General features: G+C 36.7%; 20 protein-coding genes. 11 read left to right on the forward strand and 9 right to left on the reverse strand.

Annotated elements, in window-relative coordinates:
* Positions 1–7: 7 nt before the first annotated feature.
* The 6 genes from gldL to YQ22_RS05525 form a co-directional block, all read right to left on the reverse strand.
* On the reverse strand, positions 8–664 hold the full coding sequence (gene gldL, locus YQ22_RS05500) for a type IX secretion system motor protein PorL/GldL (protein WP_058105075.1): 657 nt from the start codon (positions 662–664) through the stop codon (positions 8–10).
* An 85-nt stretch (positions 665–749) separates the two neighbouring features.
* Positions 750–2,114, reverse strand: coding sequence for a type IX secretion system lipoprotein PorK/GldK (gldK, locus tag YQ22_RS05505; protein WP_058105074.1), 1,365 nt, complete (start codon positions 2,112–2,114; stop codon positions 750–752).
* Between the two features lie 122 nt (positions 2,115–2,236).
* On the reverse strand, positions 2,237–3,394 hold the full coding sequence (locus YQ22_RS05510) for a formimidoylglutamase (RefSeq protein ID WP_058105073.1): 1,158 nt from the start codon (positions 3,392–3,394) through the stop codon (positions 2,237–2,239).
* 59 nt (positions 3,395–3,453) lie between these two features.
* Positions 3,454–5,943 (reverse strand): type I DNA topoisomerase, encoded by a 2,490-nt coding sequence (gene topA, locus YQ22_RS05515; protein WP_071340381.1) that lies wholly within the window; start codon positions 5,941–5,943, stop codon positions 3,454–3,456.
* Between the two features lie 212 nt (positions 5,944–6,155).
* Positions 6,156–7,421 carry an LVIVD repeat-containing protein gene (locus YQ22_RS05520; protein ID WP_071340382.1) on the reverse strand — a complete coding sequence of 422 codons (1,266 nt, stop codon included), beginning with the start codon at positions 7,419–7,421 and terminating at the stop codon, positions 6,156–6,158.
* A 74-nt stretch (positions 7,422–7,495) separates the two neighbouring features.
* Positions 7,496–8,224, reverse strand: coding sequence for a hypothetical protein (locus YQ22_RS05525; RefSeq protein ID WP_071340383.1), 729 nt, complete (start codon positions 8,222–8,224; stop codon positions 7,496–7,498).
* A 151-nt stretch (positions 8,225–8,375) separates the two neighbouring features.
* On the opposite strand from YQ22_RS05525, the gene miaB reads away from it, so the two are divergent.
* The 7 genes from miaB (at position 8,376) to groL (ending at position 15,330) form a co-directional block, all read left to right on the forward strand.
* The gene (miaB, locus tag YQ22_RS05530) at positions 8,376–9,821 is read left to right on the forward strand and encodes a tRNA (N6-isopentenyl adenosine(37)-C2)-methylthiotransferase MiaB (protein ID WP_071340384.1); all 1,446 of its coding nucleotides are present in this window, start codon (positions 8,376–8,378) and stop codon (positions 9,819–9,821) included.
* A gap of 19 nt (positions 9,822–9,840) precedes the next feature.
* Positions 9,841–11,127 carry a sigma-54 interaction domain-containing protein gene (locus YQ22_RS05535; protein WP_071340385.1) on the forward strand — a complete coding sequence of 429 codons (1,287 nt, stop codon included), beginning with the start codon at positions 9,841–9,843 and terminating at the stop codon, positions 11,125–11,127.
* 21 nt (positions 11,128–11,148) lie between these two features.
* Positions 11,149–11,670, forward strand: coding sequence for an LptE family protein (locus tag YQ22_RS05540; RefSeq protein WP_058105067.1), 522 nt, complete (start codon positions 11,149–11,151; stop codon positions 11,668–11,670).
* 4 nt (positions 11,671–11,674) lie between these two features.
* On the forward strand, positions 11,675–12,790 hold the full coding sequence (locus YQ22_RS05545) for a hypothetical protein (protein ID WP_071340386.1): 1,116 nt from the start codon (positions 11,675–11,677) through the stop codon (positions 12,788–12,790).
* Positions 12,791–12,796: 6 nt separating this feature from the next.
* Positions 12,797–13,156, forward strand: a complete 360-nt coding sequence (secG, locus tag YQ22_RS05550; protein ID WP_058105065.1) for a preprotein translocase subunit SecG — start codon at positions 12,797–12,799, stop codon at positions 13,154–13,156.
* Between the two features lie 142 nt (positions 13,157–13,298).
* Complete coding sequence (locus YQ22_RS05555; protein WP_036156781.1) at positions 13,299–13,577, forward strand: co-chaperone GroES; 279 nt, start codon at positions 13,299–13,301, stop codon at positions 13,575–13,577.
* A gap of 118 nt (positions 13,578–13,695) precedes the next feature.
* On the forward strand, positions 13,696–15,330 hold the full coding sequence (gene groL, locus YQ22_RS05560; protein ID WP_058105064.1) for a chaperonin GroEL: 1,635 nt from the start codon (positions 13,696–13,698) through the stop codon (positions 15,328–15,330).
* 401 nt (positions 15,331–15,731) lie between these two features.
* Here the strand turns inward: groL and YQ22_RS05565 are convergent, their stop codons facing one another.
* The 3 genes from YQ22_RS05565 to YQ22_RS05575 all read right to left on the reverse strand — a co-directional run bounded on the left by YQ22_RS05565 (position 15,732) and on the right by YQ22_RS05575 (position 19,004).
* A complete protein-coding gene (locus YQ22_RS05565) occupies positions 15,732–16,097 on the reverse strand; it encodes a heavy-metal-associated domain-containing protein (RefSeq protein WP_058105147.1) in 366 nt (121 codons plus the stop codon).
* A 22-nt stretch (positions 16,098–16,119) separates the two neighbouring features.
* A complete protein-coding gene (locus YQ22_RS05570; RefSeq protein WP_071340387.1) occupies positions 16,120–18,411 on the reverse strand; it encodes a TonB-dependent receptor in 2,292 nt (763 codons plus the stop codon).
* 179 nt (positions 18,412–18,590) lie between these two features.
* The gene (locus tag YQ22_RS05575; RefSeq protein ID WP_156894537.1) at positions 18,591–19,004 is read right to left on the reverse strand and encodes an HYC_CC_PP family protein; all 414 of its coding nucleotides are present in this window, start codon (positions 19,002–19,004) and stop codon (positions 18,591–18,593) included.
* A gap of 183 nt (positions 19,005–19,187) precedes the next feature.
* Between YQ22_RS05575 and YQ22_RS05580 the strand changes: the two genes are divergently transcribed.
* From YQ22_RS05580 to YQ22_RS05595, 4 genes are all read left to right on the forward strand, one after another.
* A complete protein-coding gene (locus YQ22_RS05580; RefSeq protein ID WP_071340388.1) occupies positions 19,188–20,285 on the forward strand; it encodes a hypothetical protein in 1,098 nt (365 codons plus the stop codon).
* Positions 20,286–20,396: 111 nt separating this feature from the next.
* The gene (locus tag YQ22_RS05585) at positions 20,397–20,846 is read left to right on the forward strand and encodes a GAF domain-containing protein (protein WP_071340389.1); all 450 of its coding nucleotides are present in this window, start codon (positions 20,397–20,399) and stop codon (positions 20,844–20,846) included.
* 92 nt (positions 20,847–20,938) lie between these two features.
* The gene (purH, locus tag YQ22_RS05590; protein ID WP_058105060.1) at positions 20,939–22,471 is read left to right on the forward strand and encodes a bifunctional phosphoribosylaminoimidazolecarboxamide formyltransferase/IMP cyclohydrolase; all 1,533 of its coding nucleotides are present in this window, start codon (positions 20,939–20,941) and stop codon (positions 22,469–22,471) included.
* A 56-nt stretch (positions 22,472–22,527) separates the two neighbouring features.
* Positions 22,528–23,556 (forward strand): rod shape-determining protein, encoded by a 1,029-nt coding sequence (locus YQ22_RS05595; RefSeq protein WP_027066022.1) that lies wholly within the window; start codon positions 22,528–22,530, stop codon positions 23,554–23,556.
* Positions 23,557–23,680: the final 124 nt, after the last annotated feature.

Raw genomic sequence — 23,680 nt, forward strand, 5'->3', positions numbered from 1 at the left:
ATCCAAATTAGTTTTTGCTCATTGCAGATAACATACCACCATATACACCATTCAATGAAGAAAGGTTTGTAGACAAAGATGCCATTTGATCTTTAAGTGCACTTGCATTTTGAACAACCTCTTCATTAACTGAAGCTTGTTTGCTAGCACTTTCCAATTGTACTTTATAAAGACTGTTCAAAGACTCCATTTGAGCTGCAGCCTGAACCATTTCGCTTGAATATTTCTTAGTAGACTCCATTGCATCAACAGTTGGAGCGATACCTTTAGCAGCACCTTCAAAGTTCTTGATACTAGTACCTAAGCTTTCCATAAGATTTGCATCTACACCAGCTTCTTTTAATAAGTCATCCAATTTCTTAGATAAAGATGCCTCTGCTTCTTTTACTTCTGTAGCAGCTTGTGCTTTCTTAGGAGCTTTGCTCTCACCACCAGCTAATTCTGGGTATACCAATGACCAATCTAAATCGTCATCTACTGGTTCAAATGCACTGATCGCAAAAATAAGTGCTTCTGTTATAAGACCTATCGCTAGAAGAATACCACCATTTAAAGGTCCTAACTCCCAGTGAAGAATTTTAAATAATGCACCGATAATTACAACTGATGCTCCAAGGCCGTAGGCCATGTTAAATAATTTTTTTGTGGATTTTGACTGTGCCATGATTTTAATTTAATTTAAGGTTTAATAAAAAAGATTTGGTTAAAAAATGAATTTGAATTTATTATAAAACTGTTAATATTATTATTTATTGTGTTGAGTCTTCCTCACCCATATAATCTTGTACTGTTCTGAAACCTATGTAACTACGAGCTGAATCTGCATACTCAAAGTCTCTTGTACTTACTTGTAAAAAGTATGCTACATCTTTCCAAGAACCTCCTCTAATAACTTTTCTTGTGTTAGATTGATCACCTCCGTTAGGGTTCATTGTTGAAACATAATCGTAAGCACTTGGATCGTAGCTAGAGTTTGTCCACTCAGATACATTACCGGCCATATTATACATGTTATAATCATTTGGCTCGTAAGATTTAGCTTCTACCGTATATAAAGCGGCATCTGCTGCATAATCTCCACGTTGTGGTTTAAAGTTTGCCATAAAACAACCTGTATCACTAATAACGTATGGTCCACCCCAAGGATAAGTTCCACCTTCGATACCACCTCTTGCCGCATATTCCCATTCTGCCTCTGTTGGAAGTCTAAATTGGTTTACGAACTGCTTTCCACGACTCTTATTATCATCATTCTTGAACTTGGTTCTCCAATTACAGAATGCTTTTGCCTGTTGCCAGCTAATACCTACTACAGGATATTCGCTATACGCATCATGCCAGAAATAATCATTGTGCATAGGCTCATTGTACGAGTATGAGAAATCTCTGATCCATACCGTAGTATCCGGATAAATTTCCACCTCTTCTGTTCTGATAAAGTCTTTACGGCTAGTATTTCCTTTTACAGATGCTCTTGCCGCAGCTTCAATATCCATCCAGCTGTACTTATATTTTAATTGCTTAACGTCAATAGTACGTTGACCATTATAAGATTCTTCTTCAGACAAATAGATAGAATCCATAATTTCGGTATAATACTCATCTGGATAGTCCGATGTGTCCCACACTAGGTCTTCATCTTTGCTCAATGCTCTACCTTCGTATCCTGTTTCGCCCATACCAGAGTAATTATCCAACATATATTTATCATATACAGATGCTCTTGTTGTATCTGCATCTTTAAATGCATAATCACCAATACCACCTTCTTCTGGACCAATACCTAATTCATCTGCTAAAATGGCCAACTTGGTTCTAACAATAGAATCTTTTACCCATTCTACAAACTGACGATACTCACTATTGGTAATTTCAGTATCATCCATGTAAAAAGAACGTACCGTAACTGTCTTAGTTGGTGCATTCAATAATTTTCCTTGGTCTTCCTCACTCTTACCCATGATAAAAGAACCCCTTGGGATAAGTTCCATTCCATATGGTTTTTCTGGATACCACTTTTTTCCCTGGACTCCGGTTAGCTCACCTTTCTGTTTAGACCCACAACTTGTGAGTAAAAAAACAAACGCTATAGAGGATAACAATAGCTTCTTCATACTTTAGGTTAAATTTCGATTATGGTTTAAACTCAGAATACAATAATTTATTCTAACAACTAAAACTAGGTTTTATATAAAATATTGTATTAAAGTCTTTTAATGCTTTAAAAAAAATTATGTTAATTAAAGCCTTTCTTATAGGCCTTGAACCACCTTTCAGGAATCTGTTGATTACATGCGTCTACATAATCCTTCTCGGTGCAAGGTAATAACGCAGGTGTATTGGCTTTAGTATGTGAAGTAAAAATAGATGGCACTTCTGTCCACCATCTTTCTGTTAATAAGCTTTTGTAGAACACCAATTCTTCATCTTCGCTAGGTACGTTATACTTAACAAAATCATCTGTTTTGGTGTATGGAGATTCTTTAATCCTAAAATTGATACCTTCTATAAAGTACCATATTATTTGTGCTATTAGCTGTTGTGATTGTACGGTATTCTCCATTTCGTACAATCCAAAAACAGACACTTTATCACTGATACCGGCATATCTGGATATTGCACATATTTCTCTACCATTAAATCCGTTTGGAGAGAAATTTGCCGACATAGAAATTTCACTTGCTTTTACAGATCGCAAGTCTAAACTTACCATGTGCGCATTTCTTAGCACAGGCTCTGCCAAAGAAATATCATTTGCAACCTCACCAAGTCTATAGGCATCAAAAAATAAACGCTCCATAAGATCTATTTCTTCCTGGGCATTAAAATAACTTTGATAACCAATATTTGAAAAATTGAAAAGGTTATTAGGTTTGTCTGTAATGATTTTACTCATGTAGGAATGCGAAGATATAAGCTCATCTTCTATACCAAAATCGAACCTGCTATCAATAGCTACCAGGTTGATCATATCCCTAATACCATCAAAAGCCCTGTATGCAGGATATGTAATATCTTGTGTAGCTCCTAAAATGATAGGAATGATATCTTCTTCAAGTAAACCGGCAACTACTTCTTTTACTACAAAATAAGTATCCTCTACAGTTGCGCCTTCTTCTATATCCCCCAGATCTACAATAGTTGCGTTCCAATTTCCTATTAAAAGTTTGTAGAACTGTAATCGTATAGCGGAAACATCTAGCTTTTCGTGTTTTTTCTCATATGCATTTCTAGACTCCCTTACCCCTAAAATGGCTACTGTGGCATTTGCCAATACCGGCAAACCATCCTTTTCAGTATGTATATAGGTGTTTTTACCAATAGATTGACTTGGCAATAACTCATTATGGGCTAAAACTTTGTCCGATACCGGAACTAAAAAATCAAAGGCCATTATTGAATAGGTTTAGAAATCATAAAAATACTACACTCTTATAAAGACTTAAAAATAGATTACTTTTTTTTCTTAGCCTTGGCTTTTGTCTTTTTCTTTGGTGTTTTTTGTTCAATTAATTTCTGAGCTTCTTCCAACGACATTTTTGTAACATCTACCGTTTTAGCCAATTCAACCTTGATCTTGCCCTTAATAACATTATGGCGCCCCCATCTGGCCTTTTCTATGCGAATACCTTCTTCTTCCCAGTTTTGAACGACCTTATCTATTTCTTTTTGTTTTTTAACTTCAATAAGCTCAACAATATCGTCATTTGATAAGTTGTCAAAATCATACTTCTTATTAACGTTGATGAACATACCGTTCCATTTTATGAACGGACCAAACCTACCTACGCCTTTGGTAACCTCTTTTTCTTCGTATATCGCAATTGGCGCGTCCGCTTTTTGCTTGGCAACTATTAATTCTATTGCTCTATCCATCTCTATTTCAAAGGCACTTTCCCCTTTATCCATAGAAATAAATTTATCGCCGAATTTTACATAAGGTCCAAATCTACCCACGTTGGCCAATACCTCTTCTCCTTCATAAACCCCTAATTTTCTAGGAAGCTTAAACAGATCCATTGCTTCTTCATAAGTAATGGTATTCAAAGATTGCTCTGGCAATAAACTGGCGAATGTTGGCTTCTCTTCATCATCTACGGTACCAATTTGAACCATTGGCCCGAATCTACCTAAACGTACAGATACTTGTTTACCACTCTTAGGATCTTTACCTAAAATTCTTTCGCCACTTGCGCGATCCGCATTTTCTTCAACATCTACCACATTTGGATGAAAATCTTTATAAAAGTCTTTCATCATTTTCTTCCAATCTTCATCACCAGAAGCTATTTCATCGAAATCTTCTTCTACCTGTGCAGTAAAGTTGTAGTCTAATATATTGGCAAAATTACTTACCAAGAAATCGGTAACGATCATACCTATATCCGTAGGCACCATTTTTCCTTTGTCCGAACCTACATTTTCACTAAGATTCTTTTCTTCTATTTTATTTGATGCTAATATCAATTGTTGATACTTACGTTCTGTACCCTCAATTGTACCTTTTTCCACATAACCTCTATTAAGGATCGTAGAAATTGTTGGGGCGTATGTAGATGGTCTACCAATGCCCAGCTCTTCTAGCTTTTTAACCAAAGAGGCTTCTGTAAATCTATATGGCGGTCTTGAAAAGCGTTCCGTCGCAGAGATAAAATTATTCAGCAAGCGCTCACCTTCTTTCATGGCCGGCAACATACCTTCTTGTTCTTCGGCAACATCTTCATCATCTACACCTTCCATATACACCTTTAAGAATCCGTCGAACTTTATCACCTCACCGTTCGCCGTGAATTCTTCTGAATGTTTATTGGTCTTGATCTTTACATTGGTACGCTCTAACTGTGCATCGCTCATTTGAGATGCAACCGTACGTTTCCATATTAAATCATATAACTTAGATTGATCACGTTCTAATGATGGGGACTGATTGCCCATATCAGTAGGTCTAATGGCCTCATGGGCTTCTTGCGCCCCTTTAGATTTACCGGTAAAATTTCTAGTCTCGCTATAAGATTCACCATAGTTCTTTATAATAGCTTCTTTTGCCGAAGCCAATGCTTCATTGGACAAGTTTACACTATCCGTTCTCATATAGGTAATTAAACCTGCTTCATATAAACGTTGTGCCACCTGCATGGTTCTACCCACAGAAAAATACAATTTCCTTGATGCCTCTTGCTGCAATGTTGATGTTGTAAACGGCGCTGAAGGCGATTTCTTTGCTGGTTTCTTATCTAACTTACTTACCGAGAAATCTGCAGAAATATTCTTTTCTAAAAATGCCTTGGCCTCTTTTTCAGAAGCAAAGGTTTTATTCAGCTTGGCAGAAAACACACTACCTTCTTCAGTCTTAAATTCTGCAGCGATCTTAAATGATGCTTGTGGCTCAAACGCCTCAATATCCCTTTCTCGTTCTACGATCAACCTTACAGCTACAGATTGTACACGACCGGCAGAAAGACCCGGTTTAATTTTTTTCCAAAGTACCGGAGATAATTGATAACCTACCAAACGATCCAAAACTCGCCTAGCTTGTTGTGCATTTACAAGATTAAAGTTGATTTCTCGCGGATTCTCTATTGCCTTCTGAATTGCAGCCTTGGTTACAGAGTTAAAAACAATTCTTTTTGTTTTTTTCTTATCTAGCCCCAATTCTTCTGCCAAGTGCCATGAAATAGCTTCTCCCTCACGGTCCTCATCACTCGCAAGCCATATAGTTTCTGCTTTATCCGCAAGACCTTTAAGCTTTTTAACCAAAGCCTTCTTTTCTTTATCTACTATATATTTAGGGGTGAAATCATTCTCTACATCTACTCCCAACTCCTTAGAAGGTAAATCTGCAATGTGACCAAAGCTCGATTCTACCTTAAAATCCTTTCCCAAAAACTTCTCTATAGTCTTGGCCTTTGCAGGAGACTCAACAATTACTAAATTTTTCGCCATCAACCTTGTTTATACTTACAAATGTATACTAAAAATTATACTTTGAAATTTCAGGAATTTATTTTTTCCCATATTTCAACAGAGATACGCTCGTAATTTCATGAAATTCACAGCTATAAACAAACCAATTGCTCGCCTTCAACAGCTAAAGCTTACGAAATAAAAAGGGGAGGCTATAAATGCCTCCCCTTTTTTTTAACCATTTCATAATTTTACAGCTGTAATGTACTTAACAGCCTAATATCATTATTTACATATTCGTATTGATACAAGGTACCTTCTCCAATCATCAAAAGAGATGATGATAATGGTATAACATCATAAGCAACAATATCTTCAAAAGTGTTGATTAAAGATATATTAGGAGCATTGCTCTTGTCATACACTTTTAAACCAGCAGTACCGTCACAAACAAACAAGGTATCTCCTTTTATTCCCAAACCGTTTGGACCGACCATTGGATAAATCACTTTTAATTCTGGATTTTCCAAGTTGGACACATCTACAACGTAAAGACCACTTTCCGCAGTGCCACAAAAATTACCACCTTTTAACGTTACATATGCATAATCACCATCAACGACTACGGGATCACAGGCAGTACCGTGCCTAAATTCTGAAATAAACTCTGGCTTTTGAGGGTTTTCAATACTATAAATATACATGCCCTGTGAACCTCCGATAAATAGTATATCACCTTGATTATAAATAGTCTCAATATCCCAAGCTACTTGCACATCATCTAACACCTTTACATTTTCTACATCGGTAATATCAAATATGTTAATATCACTGTAATCTACCACGTATAGATAATTGCCAATAATCTTAAAACGAGCCAAAGAACCGCCCTGCCCTGTTGTTGGCGATTGATTATTAAAATTTTCGGCTACATCTGCAAAAACACCATCGATGCTATCAAACCTGGCCTCATACTCCTTTATAGGGCGCCTTTCCGTGTTTACTTCCCACCCAACTACAATATCTTTATCATAATCAATATCTCCGTATTCATAAAAATCGGCTTGTGGAAATTCTGTATTGAACATCCAAACATCATTATTATAAATGGCATTGACAATACGACTGGTTAAGGTGATATTATTTATATCCGAAATATCGAAAATCACCAAATCACCATAGCTATCCGCATATATCTCATCGTTTTTAATAGATATATCATTGTTGCCTTCCAATTTAATAAATGCGATAGGCTCTGGGTTTGAAGGATTTTGGTTATTTATGACATGAAAACCTTGATTTACATCATTCACAAAAATATAATCTCCGTAAGCGTATATCTTGCCCGAAGTCACAATGGGCACAGGTTCCGTAACGGCTACGGCTTCTGCCTTAAAAGAAACTGCATCTTGTAAAATTGGTCTAGCTACAAGGTAATCTTCATACGGTCCGTCATCATCGCATGACACCAATGCTGATATAGCAATTACACACAAAACAAAAAAGAAATTTCTCATGGCCTTTAAATTTAAACGGTTGTACCCTATAGATTAAAGCTACCGCTAATAGTTGCGTTATCAACTAGTTAAATTTACGACACCTCATTAAAACCTACACCATCCTTATACATATAGTATGCAGGTACTTTACTCAACATAACAGTAAACAATACACCAATACAACATAAAACAAAGCCTAATTGTGCCACAAATGACATGACCAAGACCAGACCAAAAATAACCAGCCAATTTTTGTTGCCTAACGTAAAACTTGCCTTAACCATTTCTAGTGGTGACAGATCATTTGAGAATGCCAAAAACGCGGGTAATAATGACATAGGCACTATCAAATAGAACACACCTAACCCACAAGCAAGCCCACCTAAAAGTGAGAGTCCTAAAAGATACAAGGATAAAATGAATACTTTACCCAATCTACCTTCCTTAAAAAAATAAAAGTAGTCAACATTAGCAACCTCATCCATATCCTTTTGCTTACAAATCTTTAGAAAAGCCGCATTCAACGCCAACGCGATAGTGGTAATAGCCAACAGCAAAACAGGAAGCAAAATTACCATTGCAATGACCATCATTGGCGGAAGTTCATTCTGTTCCAGCGCTTCACGATCCGTAATTCCGGCAGCTATCATTGGCACGTAAAACAAAATATAAAATGGCAGTATAACTACAAATGTCAACAATAATGTAATGAAGCCTTGCAGCCACACTTTTTTAAAAAGTTCTATTGATCTGCTAAAAATGGTACCAAAGTCTAGATCTGGTCTACTTTGTATGTGCTGTGCAAGGTTTTCTAAATTCATAGGAGTAAGTGGTTATTTTTAAAGTTAAATCTAAATAATTAATAAGCGCAAAGCTTAAACTATACCTAAATAATCATGTCATCTTGTCATATTTTTGATTATAATAGTATCTTTGCCATCCAAATTATTTTATACGCAACGTATTACAAAAATGGAGAAAACCATAGACGAAAATGTGCAGGGCACAACTTTGGTAGTAGAAGGAAAAGAGACGAATAAACGTAATCTTTATATTGAGAGTTACGGTTGTGCCATGAACTTTTCGGACAGTGAAATTGTAGCTTCTATACTAGCGACCGAAGGTTTTAACACCACCCAAACGTTAGAAGAAGCAGATTTAGTACTTGTAAATACATGTTCTATTAGAGATAAAGCTGAACAGACTATACGTAAAAGACTTACGGAATACAATAAAGTAAAAAAATCTAGACCCCATTTAAAAGTTGGTGTTCTTGGCTGTATGGCAGAAAGATTAAAAGACAAGCTTTTAGATGAAGAAAAAATAGTGGACATGGTCGTTGGACCAGATGCCTACAAAGATCTACCCAACTTGATTAAAGAAGTAGATTCTGGCAGAGATGCCGTTAACGTCATTCTTTCCAAAGATGAAACTTATGGTGATATTGCACCGGTTAGATTAAACACCAACGGCGTAACGGCTTTTGTATCTATCACCAGAGGATGCGATAATATGTGCACCTTTTGCGTAGTCCCTTTTACCAGAGGTAGGGAAAGAAGTAGAGACCCACAGTCCATTCTTGCCGAAATACAAGAGCTTTCGCAAAAGGGCTTTAAAGAAATTACATTACTTGGTCAAAATGTAGATAGTTATTTATGGTATGGCGGCGGACTTAAGAAAAATTTTGAAAATGCATCTGAAATGCAAAAAGCCACCGCTACCAATTTCTCTAAGCTTTTAGATATGGTAGCACTTGCCTACCCTAAAATGCGTATACGTTTTTCAACATCCAACCCTCAAGATATGACCTTGGATGTTATAAAGACTATGGCGGCACATAAGAATATTTGCAACCATATTCACCTACCCGTTCAAAGTGGAAGCAATCGTATTCTAAAGGAAATGAACCGCTTACACACTATTGAAGAGTATTTTGAACTCATAGACAACATTAGAAAAATAATACCTGACTGCGCTATTTCCCAAGATATCATTAGCGGTTTTCCAACAGAAACAGAGGAAGACCATGCCGATACCTTAAAAGCGCTTGAATATGTAAAATATGACTTTGGTTATATGTACGCCTACTCTGAAAGACCAGGTACTTTAGCAGGCAGAAAAATGGAAGATGATGTTCCTGAACCTATAAAAAAGAGACGTCTTTCTGAAATTATAGCCCTACAAAGAAGCCACTGTCAATTTAGAACGGAAAAGCACGTAGGTAAAATTCAAGAAGTCCTGATCGAAGGAACCTCTAAAAAATCCGAAAATGAGTGGATGGGCAGAAACTCTCAAAGCACCGTAGTTGTTTTTCCTAAGGAAAACTACAAAATAGGGGATTTTGTAAATGTTCAAATCAATGATTGCACTTCAGCAACCTTAAAAGGTCTTGCTGTTGGGTACTCTGACAATAATTAACTTTTAGTAGCCATTTTATATGGAAAGCATACAAAGTATAAAACAACGTTTTGAAATTATTGGGCAAGACCCAAAATTGAATCGTGCTCTAGAAAAAGCAATGCAGGTTGCCGCAACAGATATTTCTGTTTTGGTTACCGGTGAAAGCGGTGTAGGTAAAGAATCGATACCAAAAATTATTCATTCGCTTTCTCACAGAAAGCATGCTAAATATATTGCGGTCAACTGTGGAGCCATACCGGAAGGCACCATAGACAGTGAACTTTTTGGTCATGAAAAAGGTGCTTTTACAGGTGCAACACAAACCAGAAGTGGTTATTTTGAAGTTGCCGATGGCGGCACCATATTTTTAGATGAGGTTGGCGAGCTACCTTTAACCACACAGGTTCGTTTATTACGTGTATTGGAGAACGGAGAATTTTTAAAAGTTGGCTCCTCCCAAGTTCAAAAAACAGATGTACGCATTGTTGCGGCCACAAATGTTAATATGTTCGAGGCGATTAAAAAAGAACGCTTTCGCGAAGACCTTTATTACCGACTAAGTACCGTTGAAATCAACATACCACCTTTACGTGAGCGCCAAGACGATATTCATCTATTGTTCAGAAAATTTGCATCTGATTTTAGTCAGAAATACAAGATGCCCACGATCAGACTAGATGACCATGCCGTTTCTTTACTTACCAAATATAGGTGGCCGGGTAACATCCGTCAGTTAAGGAATATTGCTGAACAAGTGTCTGTCCTTGAAGAAAACAGAGCCATTACAGCATCTACCCTGCACGGATATTTACCTAACAACAATACAAGCAATTTACCTGCGGTAGTTTCCAATTCTAAATCTGAAAGTGATTTCAGCAACGAAAGAGAAATCCTTTACAAGGTTTTGTTCGATATGAAAGGTGACCTTAACGATCTTAAGAAGTTGACCATGGAGCTACTTAAGAACAATGATTCTCAAAAAGTTCAAAAAGAGAATGAAAACCTTATACGTAAAATCTATGGTAATGAAGATGATGAGGATGTTGATTTTGATCATAACACCCAAGATGATACTTCTTTAAACGTTCTGCACTTACCCGAACCTAAAAACGAAGAAGCATCTATTATTCAAGATTCTTACGAAGACAAATATCATTTTGCCGAAGAAATTCAAGAAGAAGAAACCCTATCTTTACAGGAGAAAGAGGTAGAATTGATTAAAAAGTCATTAGAAAGAAACAGAGGAAAAAGAAAGGCAGCCGCAACTGAGTTAGGTATTTCTGAGCGCACACTTTACCGCAAAATAAAACAATACGACCTTTAACATTAAATGAATCGCATTTCAATGAGATATCTTAAACAATCCATACTATACCTACTTCCTGTATTTTTATTTTTAAGTTGTGGCGTATACAATTTCACTGGCGGAAATGTGGGTGAAGCAAAAACCTTTAAGGTCAATTATTTTCAAAATTATGCCACTCAAAGTCCTGGTTCTACTTTTGAACCTGGTATGGATAGAGACTTCACACTTGCATTGCAAGATAGAATTCAAAACCAAACCAGCTTAGAATTGATCAGTACGGGCAATCCAGATTTACTATACGAAGGTGAAATTACAGAATATAAAATTTCACCAATGTCTGCAACTGCAGCGCAAACAGCAGCGCAAAACAGGCTTTCTATACGGGTTAAAGTCAGGTTCTATAATCAGTTGAAAGAAGATGCCGCGTTTGATCAAAGCTTTTCTTTCTTTTACGACTACCCTGCAGACACACAGTTAGCAACTATAAAAAGTGAAGCCCACGAGGTAATTTTTGAAAGACTAACCCAAGATATTTTCAACGCCTCTTTGGCAGACTGGTAATTACATGAACGTTAAGGACTTTACATATTTTCTAGAAAACCCTACCAAAGTGGTAGAACCCATTCATACCAAACATTTAGAAGATATTATAGCCGAGTATCCTTATTTTCAAGCTGCACGGGCACTTCACTTAAAAGGACTCAAAAACTTAAACAGCTACAAATACAACAAAGCTCTAAAAGCAACGGCTGCTTTTACGACAGATAGAGATGTGCTTTTTGATTTCATTACATCTAGAGACTTTTTACAATATGATACAGCTACGGCAACTATTGCCGAAATTGAGGTCAATAACGCCATTGAAGTTCAAGAAGAAAATAAAGACCTAACACTAGTTCATTCAACTGAAACTAAAGAAAACACAGATTCTCTTGACATTTCTGATGAAGTAATTACCACAAATGAAAGTAGCCCCACTGAAGAAACTGAAGATCTAAATGATCCTATTGAAGAAGCACCTACACCTTCTTTTATTACACCATCTCAAGACAACCCCCTACCACAAGACGAAAAAGATGCAGAGCAAATTTTGGATCCGGAGTTGTTTCAATCTAAAAACCCTGATAATACCGAAGAAGAAAATGCGCTAGACATTGGTAAACCTCTAACTTTTGATGCCAAAGAGAAGTATTCTTTTTCAGAATGGCTAAGCCTTGCCTCCAAAAAACCTTTAGAAAAATCAGTTGAAGAAGATTCCACTCCTTCAAAAGAGGACGACACCAAAAAGCAACAAACCGTTATTGCAGAAAACAAGGTAGAGGCAGAAAGCCAAAATACAGACAGTGTCAAAGAAAAAAAGACAACAGACAAACCTGTAAAAAAACCAAGGGTAAAAAACGAGGCCATCAAAAAGAAATATGACCGTATTGACAAGTTCATAGCTTCCAACCCCAAAATTGTACCTACGGAACAAAGTACAACCATAGACATTTCACAGTCATCTACCATTAACCAGAACGAGCTAATGACAGAGACTTTAGCAAGGGTTTACCTGGAACAAAAAAAGTATAAAAACGCTATTCAGGCCTACAAAATTTTAAGTTTGAAATATCCAGAAAAAAGTAGTTTCTTTGCAGACCGAATTAAGGCGGTAGAAAAATTACGAAAAGATAATAAATAATTTAGAATGAGTACATTTTCAATTTTCCTAATACTTATCATAGTCGTTTGCTTATTGTTGGTATTAGTGATCATGGTACAGAACCCAAAAGGTGGCGGACTTTCCTCTTCTTTTGGCGGAGGTGGAAACCAAGTAGTTGGCGGAGTAAAAAAAACAGGTGACTTTTTAGACAAGAGTACTTGGACGCTAGCTGGTTTATTAATAGTTTTAATTTTAGCATCTAACATTGCACTTAAAGGCAATTTTGGCGATGCAGATTCTAAATTATTACAAGGTGACGACATTGAAACCGTAGTTCCTGAAACATTACCTGAGGAGGTAACACCACCAGTTACAAATGAAGCTACGCCTTCAGATAGTTTATAGAATACACACTACAATATATTTAAAATGCCAGCTTATGACAAGCTGGCATTTTTTGTTTACAATTTGTCAGTAAAAAGGCAATGGCATAATTTCTGCCTTTACATTTGCACAAAACTAAAAATCAATTTAAAAATTAATAATTATGGCTAAAGTTAATATCAAACCATTGGCAGACCGAGTTCTTATTGAGCCAATGGCAGCTGAGACTAAAACTGCATCTGGACTTTACATTCCTGATACCGCAAAAGAAAAACCACAGAAAGGTAAAGTTGTTGCTGTGGGTCCTGGTACAAAAGATGACAGTGTTACCGTTAAAGTTGGAGATACAGTTCTTTACGGAAAGTACGCCGGTACCGAATTAAAATTAGAAGGTACGGACTACTTGATGATGAGAGAGAGTGATATTCTAGCTATTATCTAAAAATAGCATTTGGCTTGGGCATAAAACCTAAGACCTTTTAATTTTCACGAAATAGATAATTAATAATTTTAATGACCTAAGACATATCATTGGGTCAAAATTTAAACAACAAATAAAAATGGCAAAAGATATTAAGTTTGATATAGATGCTAGAGACGGCCTTAAAAGAGGTGTTGATGCATTGGCAAACGCAGTAAAAGTAACATTAGGACCAAAAGGTAGAAACGTTATTATCAGCAAATCATTCGGAGCTCCACAAGTAACCAAAGATGGTGTTACCGTAGCAAAAGAAATTGAATTAGAGAATCCATTAGAAAACATGGGTGCTCAAATGGTAAAAGAAGTTGCTTCTAAAACCAATGATTTAGCAGGTGACGGTACTACTACCGCTACCGTTCTTGCTCAAGCTATCGTAAAAGAAGGCTTAAAGAACGTTGCTGCAGGTGCAAACCCTATGGATTTAAAGAGAGGTATTGATAAGGCTGTTGAAGCTATCGTTGCCGATTTAGCCAAACAATCTAAAAAAGTAGGTGATTCTTCCGAGAAAATTAAACAAGTTGCTTCTATTTCTGCCAACAACGATGAAACTATTGGTGATTTGATCGCTCAAGCTTTCGGTAAAGTTGGTAAAGAAGGTGTAATTACCGTTGAAGAAGCCAAAGGAACAGATACTTACGTTGATGTTGTTGAAGGTATGCAGTTTGACAGAGGATATCTTTCTCCTTACTTTGTTACCGATTCAGAAAAAATGGTTTCTGAATTAGACAGCCCATACATCTTGTTGTTCGACAAGAAAATTTCTTCAATGAAAGACTTATTACCAGTATTGGAGCCAGTAGCTCAATCTGGTAAGCCATTATTAATCATAGCTGAAGATGTCGATGGTGAAGCATTGGCTACATTGGTAGTGAACAAATTAAGAGGTTCTTTAAAAATTGCTGCTGTTAAGGCTCCAGGTTTTGGTGACAGAAGAAAGGCAATGTTAGAAGATATCGCAATTTTAACTGGTGGTACGGTTATTTCTGAAGAAAGAGGTTTCTCTTTAGACAACACTACTTTAGACATGCTAGGTACTTGCGAAAAAGTACAGATAGATAAAGACAACACTACTATTGTAAATGGTGGCGGTGTTGCAAAAGATATCAAAACTAGAGTTAACCAGATCAAATCTCAAATAGAGACAACTACCTCTGATTATGATAAGGAAAAACTTCAAGAGCGTTTAGCTAAATTAGCCGGTGGCGTTGCCGTACTTTATGTTGGTGCTGCTTCTGAAGTTGAAATGAAAGAGAAAAAAGATAGAGTTGATGATGCTTTACACGCTACAAGAGCAGCCGTTGAAGAAGGTATTGTTGCCGGTGGTGGTGTTGCATTGGTAAGAGCAAAATCTGTTCTTTCTAAAGTGTCAACCGATAATGAAGATGAGGCTACAGGTCTACAAATTGTAGCTCGTGCCATTGAAGCTCCTTTAAGAACTATCGTTTCTAACGCAGGTGGTGAAGGTTCTGTAGTTATCGCCAAAATACTTGAAGGTAAAGGTGATTACGGATACGATGCCAAGTCTGAAAAGTATGTTGAAATGATGAAAGCAGGTATTATCGATCCTAAGAAAGTAACTAGAGTAGCATTAGAAAATGCAGCTTCTGTTTCTGGAATGATCCTTACTACTGAATGTGCTTTAACAGATATTAAAGAAGATGCTCCAGCTATGCCTCCAATGGGTGGCGGTGGCGGAATGCCAGGTATGATGTAAAAGCCCCTAAATCCCCAAAGGGGACTTTAAAATTTAAACCGCTCTTGAAATATCAAGAGCGGTTTTTTTCATTTTAAAATATGAGCAACAAAAAAACCACCTTCTTTATTTACAGAAGGTGGTTTTCATGTCCAAAACAGTATGCCTTCTAAAGGCAATAACTAGACTACTTCTTTCTAGGAGCAGCTTTTGGAGCAGCCTTTTTACCAGCTTTTGCCGGTGCAGGCTTTGCAGCTGGTTTCCCTGCTGATTTTGCTTGTGCCATTGGTATAGAATTTAAAAATAAATCTATAGCTAATGTATTTCAGATTTTGATCGGTTATTATTTTGTTGGCAAAAGATTAACTAAAATTTCACCCATTTTTTTCTTTTCAAAACCTCACTCTAAACCAAGCAATTATCTAGTTACCATCATGATGTTGACCATCATCAGAATTGTCTTCCCTATATCTACAACAAGGATGCACACTATTATAAGCTTCTTCTGTTGCTTTTAATTCTTTGGTATCATGACCAACGGCAACGATAGCCGTTTTTATTTTCATTGCATCGGTTTTGCGCTCATCCATTATAATATCCAACTGGTGCGTTGGTATGCTCCAGTTTGCATACTTTACTCCTTTCACATTCAGCGCAGCTTCTTCAATACGCTCTTTACACATGGCGCATTTACCATTGACATCAAATGTCATTTTCTTATTCTTCTCTTGTGCATAGGTTATCACGGCAATTAGCATCATTGCAATGGATAAAATAGTTGTTTTCATAGTATGTATATTAATTGATAAATTAAATTTTAAATCTAAAGCCTGCATAGAACATTCTACCCATAATTGGCGCAAACACTATTGTAGTATCAAAATTTGGACCAAACGGATCATCTGCCCCTAAAACAGGGTTGTCTTGCTGTACATCAGAAAGGTTTTCACCTCCTACATATACCTCAACACTTTTTGAGAACACCTTGGTAATTTGAGCATTCATATGGTTATAAGGCGATGAATACTCAGCCAACTGGTACGCTACAGGGTTGCTACTTGTATCTGGTAATCTTTTCTTCCCCATACTATGCAAGGTATAATCAAATTTCCACTGAGATCCGTTCTCCTTGGCTTCGGTTTCATACCCTAAATTAACAAAAAATCGATGTTGCGCCAGTAAGGGTTTTTGAAGGTTTCCGCTTCTATAGTCTGTTGAAACATCATAGAATTTATATGATGTTCTTAAGTCTAAACGTGGTAATAGTTCATAATTCACCTCAACCTGAAAACTCTTGGCACTACTATCACCATCCAAATTGTAGAAAGAAACTTCCTGAGGGTTCTCCCAATCTACCACTACCTGATTCTTAAAATCAGTGATGTAATAATCTAAAGTAATATCACCTTTTTTGTTCAAGAAATTAAATCCTTGCAAAAAACTTACTCCATAATTCCATGCATCTTCCGGCTCCAAACCATAAACTTCTCCATCTGTACTGGCAATATTGATGGTTCTTGCAGAGCCAAATAGCTGCTGATTCTCGGCAAAAATATTGGCGGCCCTTTTACCTCTACCAAAAGACCCCCGTAAACTTCCTTTTTCCCATGGTGTATATCTAATGTGAAATCTTGGTGTCACAAATGTTCCCAATCTATTATGATTATCTACACGTAAACCTGCGGTTAAACTCACTTTTTCTAAATTCTCATAACTGTACTCCATAAATGCACCTACAGAATTATCTACTCTAGAGTAATCTGTTGCCGACACCAATTCATCATAGCCATCGTAAGCGAAAGTAATACCGGTTTTGAACTTATTTCTAGTATCACCTATAATAGAATTGAATATGAGGTTGCTATACAAACTTTCATGGTTAATATCATAGGTTCTAAATCCAAAGTAGGAATCTTGTTTATGTAAACTGTAAGAAGTTTGAAAACCCAGACTTTGAAAAGGCAATTCCGGAAAAACATAACCTAACTTAATTGACGTATCAAACCGGCGGGTATTGATTTCACTTCCCCACACTTCGGCTTCGCTCAGTGCAAGAACTTCGGCTCCGCTCAGTGACTTATTTCCACCATCTACCCTATCCATATCTGGCTCAAAATCCACTTGCCCTACTTGTTTTTCATCATTCAAAAAACGAATATTGAAGAAACTAACCCATCCTTTTTCGGCATCTTGATATTGCCATCTGTTCATTACATTTATTTGCTTACCCAAGGGTGCATCTAAAAATCCGTCATTATTGTCATCCTCTTTTTGCGTTCTGGTATTACCATGAACATAAAGTCCTGTGCTCAACTTATCCGTTAACTTTCTATTGAAATGGGTATTCAATTCATAACGCCCATTTTGATTTACATATCCATTTACAAATACGGCATTATCGGTTAACGGCTTTACGAGCTCTGTATTTATTTGCCCTGAAATACTTTCATAGCCATTAACAACACTACCAGCCCCTTTGGTTATTTGAATACTTTCTATCCACGTACCTGGTGTAAACGTTAAGCCATAAGCCTGCGATGCACCGCGCACCATTGGAATATTCTCTTGGGTTATCAATAAATACGGACTGGTTAAACCTAACATTTCAATTTGCTTGGTTCCCGTTAGCCCATCGGACAGGTTTACGTCAATAGCCGGATTGGTTTCAAAACTTTCCGCCAAATTACAACAGGCCGCTTTCAAAAGCTCATAGCTGTTTACCGTAATCACATTCTGCGGACTAAAATAGGTTTTCTGAATAGCATCACGCTCTTGTTGCACCACCACCTCATCTAGCTCATTTGAAGGCTTTAAACTAATACGAATTGTCTTAGGTTCATTTATAACCAACGTATCACTTTCAAAACCTACATAACTAATAATTAATTTATTATGCCCTCTTAAATAAGGTATGGAAAATTCACCATCAAAATTAGTTACCACTCCCGTTTGGGAATCTTGCCAATACACATTGGCACCAGAAAGACTAAGCGCATTTGAGCCTTCTGAATCTAAGACCACACCGTCCACCTTTTCTTGTTCTTGCGAAAATATAAAAGCAGGCAGCATAGCCGTTATTAGTATTACTATATATTTATTCATTATTTTTTATTCGAAGTATTTCATTTCATTTATTCCCTAATCTGTGCATCCTGTACACTAAGACATAAAATTTAAATATTGAGACCATGCCACCTACATGAGTTCCAGCAAGGAATATTTAACTTTTAACGGGTATCTACAATTTACGACATGGCATTAAATACCATTATCTCTTGGAATCAAATTAAAAAAACTTCGTGAAGAATATGTAAATCCTCTGTGAGTATAGGAGGAGGATTTACATTACAAAGAATATCATATTCCGTTTCTACAAACAAGCCTAAATAGGTACTTGCATAAGAATATAAAAATATCTTTAAAGGGAAATCTAAATCTGTTTCATGATAAGTCAAATCATCTTGCCCTTGCATGGTAAACACTTCATTATCACAACAAGGCTTTTTATCTTCAATTGGCTCATCACTTGTTGACAAAGCATCTAATCCCAAACAACAATCATCTGCATGTGTAAATACACCAACATCCATAACACGCCCCATACAAAGATGCTTCTCTACCGTCCACGAAATAGTGGACAACAACAACAGAAATACCATTGTCAAGGAAAACAGCTTATGAAACAAATTTTTCATGACTACAAAGTTACAGATTATAAAAAATTAAAAATCACATATTTAATGAAATTTAGTACAAGACATTAAATCCCTAGTAATTTCATTAAGAAATATTGCAAAACATATACGATAAAAACTTTTTTCAAGTTAAAAGCACTGAACACATTAACGTAATAACCAATAACTAAATTTTTAACAATTATGAAAAAACAATTAAAAACCACTTTTCTTATTTGCACTATTGCGCTTTTTATAGGCAGTTGTAGTTCAGACGACGGATCTGTTTTTGACACCCCAATACCAGATAACACTGGCGGTGATGATGGCGATGACACTGATGAACCGGAGGTAGCAACAATAGTTTTCAATGAGGCCGTACCTTCATCTAACATAACTTCTGCCTCTGCTAGCGGAGAAGCGGGCACGAATGTAACCGGTAGGGTTATTTTTACCTCAGATGCCACTACTCAACGTAGAATGTATATTACACAAAATTACTTAGGTCAAGGTGAAATGCCTTTTAGTTCTTTTGATTTGAAAAGTGATGATCTTGACAAAGCACTGAAAGCAGACGGCTCTCTAGATTTAGATGGCGCCACCAAGAAAGAAATAGATTTTTCATTTCCACTTCCTGTACCAGATATTGAAAACGGTGAAATTGTTTACTCATTTTGGACCACTACAGGCAAAGGTGATTTTCGAGATAGCTCAAAAAGATTGGCACTAGGAGTAGGTCAAATTACAGTTACCGTAGGTACAGGCGCAAACCCTGTAGCTGCAGTTAGGGAATTTACAGATATTAAACTATTTGCCCCTGCACAAGATGGATCAACGGAATCTTTCTTTTCCCTATTAAATGAAACTGTATATAGAATTGATGTAGGGCCTGAGTTTAGAGCTTTCTGGGATTTTGGATACTACTACGGTGCTTCCGGCCCTTCTGCAGAAGACAACGCTTCTTTTGCTTCAACGGAACAATATGATGCTTCTTTTGGATTTGATGTAGAAGGACTTAAGCCTGGCGCAGAGGAAGAGAATGCCGCTACCGAAACATTGAACCAAATGTTTTTTGCAACTTCTACAACAATAGATGTCGCTGCATTTGATGCAATAGCCTTAAACAGTGAATTAAATTTTATCACAAGTTCTAGCGCCCAAAAAATCACGAACTTAAGTGTAGGCGATATTATTGAATTTGTAGATAATTACGGCAAAAAAGGTTTAATTAAAATTACAGCCATAGAACCTGGCTTCAACAATAACGATTTTATTGAATTCGATGTAAAGATTCAACCATAATCTTAAATCATAATCAAATAGTTAAAAAGAGGATGTTTAAATACATCCTCTTTTTTTGTTTTAGAGTCTATTGTTACACAATAACAATATGTATTTTTGTCAAAAAAAGGTATGTTCAATTTATTGCGCCCTCAAGTAAGCTCCATTATAGACTCAAACAAAACTCCGGATGCAAAAATGCTAGCCATTTGTGAACTTCTAAAAGCCGAAGTACCACATTATGATTGGGTAGGGTTTTATTTTAAAAACGGGGACAAGCGCGAACTAAAACTAGGCCAATACGCCGGTGCACCAACAGACCATACCATTATTCCTTTTGGCAAAGGCATTTGCGGGCAGGTTGCAGAAAGTAATGAAAATTTTGTGGTGCCAGACGTACAGGCCCAAGACAACTACATAGCCTGCAGTATTACCGTGAAATCAGAAATAGTTATACCCTTATTTTTAAATGGCGAAAACATTGGGCAAATAGACATAGATTCCAATACTCCAGACCCATTTACAAAGGCAGATGAGAGCTTTTTGGAATTCGTTAATTTTGAAGTAGCCAAAATTCTTTAAAACTTTAGGTTTTTTGTTGATAAACTACGCCATTTTGTAACCGCAAAAAAATTACTTTTGCTTGCTTATTAAAAACATTTAAGCATCATACAATGAGCAGTGTAAAAAAAGCGTCTTCAGCCTTAATTTCAGTTTTTCATAAAGACGGATTAGAGCCGATAGTAAGAAAATTTCAAGAATTAGGAATCACTATTTACTCCACTGGAGGAACCGAAAAATTCATCACTGATTTAGGAATAGACGTTGTTCCCGTAGAGGATGTAACAAGCTACCCTTCTATTTTAGGAGGAAGAGTTAAAACTTTACACCCAAAAGTATTTGGCGGTATTTTAAACAGACAGGATAACGAAAGTGATGTTGCCCAGTTGGCAGAGTTCGAAATTCCGCAAATAGACATTGTTATTGTGGATCTGTATCCGTTTGAAAAAACGGTTGCCAGTGGTGCTTCTGAGCAAGATATCATTGAGAAGATAGATATAGGTGGTATTTCGCTTATACGTGCCGCAGCCAAGAACTTTAAAGATGTTACTTGCGTTTCCTCTATGGAAGATTATGCTGATTTTCTTGAAGTTATTTCTGCAGATAACGGAAACATTAGCCTAGAAGATAGAAAGCGTTTTGCTGCTAAATCTTTCAATGTTTCCTCCCACTACGATACTGCTATTTTCAATTATTTCAACCAAAACCATGATTTAGCCGCGCTTAAAGTCAGTGAAACTTCCGGTAAGGTTTTACGCTACGGAGAAAACCCTCACCAAAAAGGATTCTTCTTTGGTGATTTTGATGCAATGTTCTCCAAGCTTCACGGTAAAGAATTATCATATAACAATCTATTGGATGTTGATGCAGCTGTAAACTTAATGCTAGAGTTTAAAAATGACGCACCAACCTTTGCTATTTTGAAACATAACAATGCTTGCGGACTAGCACAAAGAGACACGTTACACCAAGCTTATGTAGACGCTTTAGCCGGTGACCCCGTATCTGCTTTTGGCGGTGTTTTAATCAGTAACAAAGAAATTGATAAGGCTACAGCAGAGGAAATACATAAATTATTCTGCGAGGTAGTTATAGCTCCAAGCTACAATGCTGAGGCATTGGAAATTTTAAAAGGAAAGAAAAACAGAATCATCTTGATCCAAAATGAAGTTGACATGCCAGAAATGCAAGTAAGAACTTGTTTAAACGGTATGCTTCTTCAAGAAAAAGATCATAAAACAGATGCTATTGCTGACCTTACGAATGCAACTACCACTAAACCTACTGATCAAGAGTTAGAAGATCTAATTTTTGCATCAAAACTTTGTAAGCATACAAAATCCAATACCATTGTTTTAGCCAAAAACAAACAACTTTGCGCAAGTGGTACCGGTCAAACCAGTAGAGTAGATGCCTTAAACCAAGCAATACACAAAGCAGAGTCTTTTAATTTTGACCTTAAAGGAGCGGTTATGGCAAGTGATGCATTCTTCCCGTTCCCAGACTGTGTTGAAATTGCCGATAAAGCAGGAATCACCAGTGTAATTCAACCAGGCGGATCTATAAAAGACCAATTAAGCATAGATTATTGCAACGAACACAAAATTTCAATGGTGATGACAGGCACACGTCATTTCAAGCATTAATTTCATTACTTTTGTCGATGAAATACACCCTTTTATCTAAAATTTAAACATCACATATGGGATTTTTTGATTTCTTGACCGAGGAAATAGCTATAGATTTAGGTACAGCGAACACCCTTATAATTCATAATGACAAGGTAGTTGTTGACAGTCCGTCAATAGTTGCTAGAGATAGAATTAGCGGTAAAATCATTGCAGTTGGTAAAGAAGCCAACATGATGCAAGGAAAGACCCATGAAAATATCAAAACTATTAGACCATTGAAAGATGGTGTAATAGCTGATTTTGACGCTTCTGAGAAAATGTTGATGATGTTTATTAAGAATATTCCGGCATTAAAGAAAAAATGGTTTCCACCAGCATTGCGTTTAGTTATTTGTATTCCTAGTGGAATTACAGAAGTAGAAATGCGTGCCGTAAAAGAATCCGCAGAACGTGTTAACGGTAAAGAGGTGTATTTGATCCACGAACCAATGGCAGCAGCTATTGGTATAGGTTTAGACATTATGCAACCAAAAGGTAACATGATTGTTGATATAGGGGGTGGTACTACTGAAATTGCCGTAATTGCACTTGGTGGTATTGTTTGTGATAAGTCTGTTAAAATTGCAGGTGATGTATTTACCAACGATATTATTTATTACATGCGTACCCAACATAACCTTTATGTAGGTGAAAGTACTGCAGAAGCCATTAAAATAGAAATAGGTTCGGCTACCGAAGACCTACAATCTCCGCCAGATGAGAAGTCGGTTCAGGGACGCGATCTTTTAACAGGAAAGCCAAAACAAGTTCAAATTTCATATAGAGAAATAGCTAAAGCTCTTGACAAATCTATTTTGCGTGTAGAAGATGCGGTAATGGAAACATTATCCCAAACTCCACCAGAATTAGCTGCCGATATTTACAATACAGGCATTTATCTTGCCGGTGGCGGTTCTATGCTACGCGGTCTGGATAGAAGGCTATCACAAAAAACCGATCTACCTGTGTATATCGCGGAAGATCCGTTACGTGCAGTTGTTCGTGGTACCGGTATTGCATTAAAAAATCTAGAACGCTATAAGAGTATATTGATCAAGTAAGAAGTTCTTTTTTTTAGAATAACTTTTTAACTTCACGATAAACAACCTTTAGTAAAGTTTAAAAATCATTTAATAGTGGTTATGATGATGTTTTACAAGTTAATACTTGTTAGAACTTAACTAA

Origin of the sequence: Maribacter sp. 1_2014MBL_MicDiv, from assembly GCF_001865655.1 — a bacterium.
Classification (GTDB): Bacteria; Bacteroidota; Bacteroidia; order Flavobacteriales; family Flavobacteriaceae; genus Maribacter; species Maribacter dokdonensis.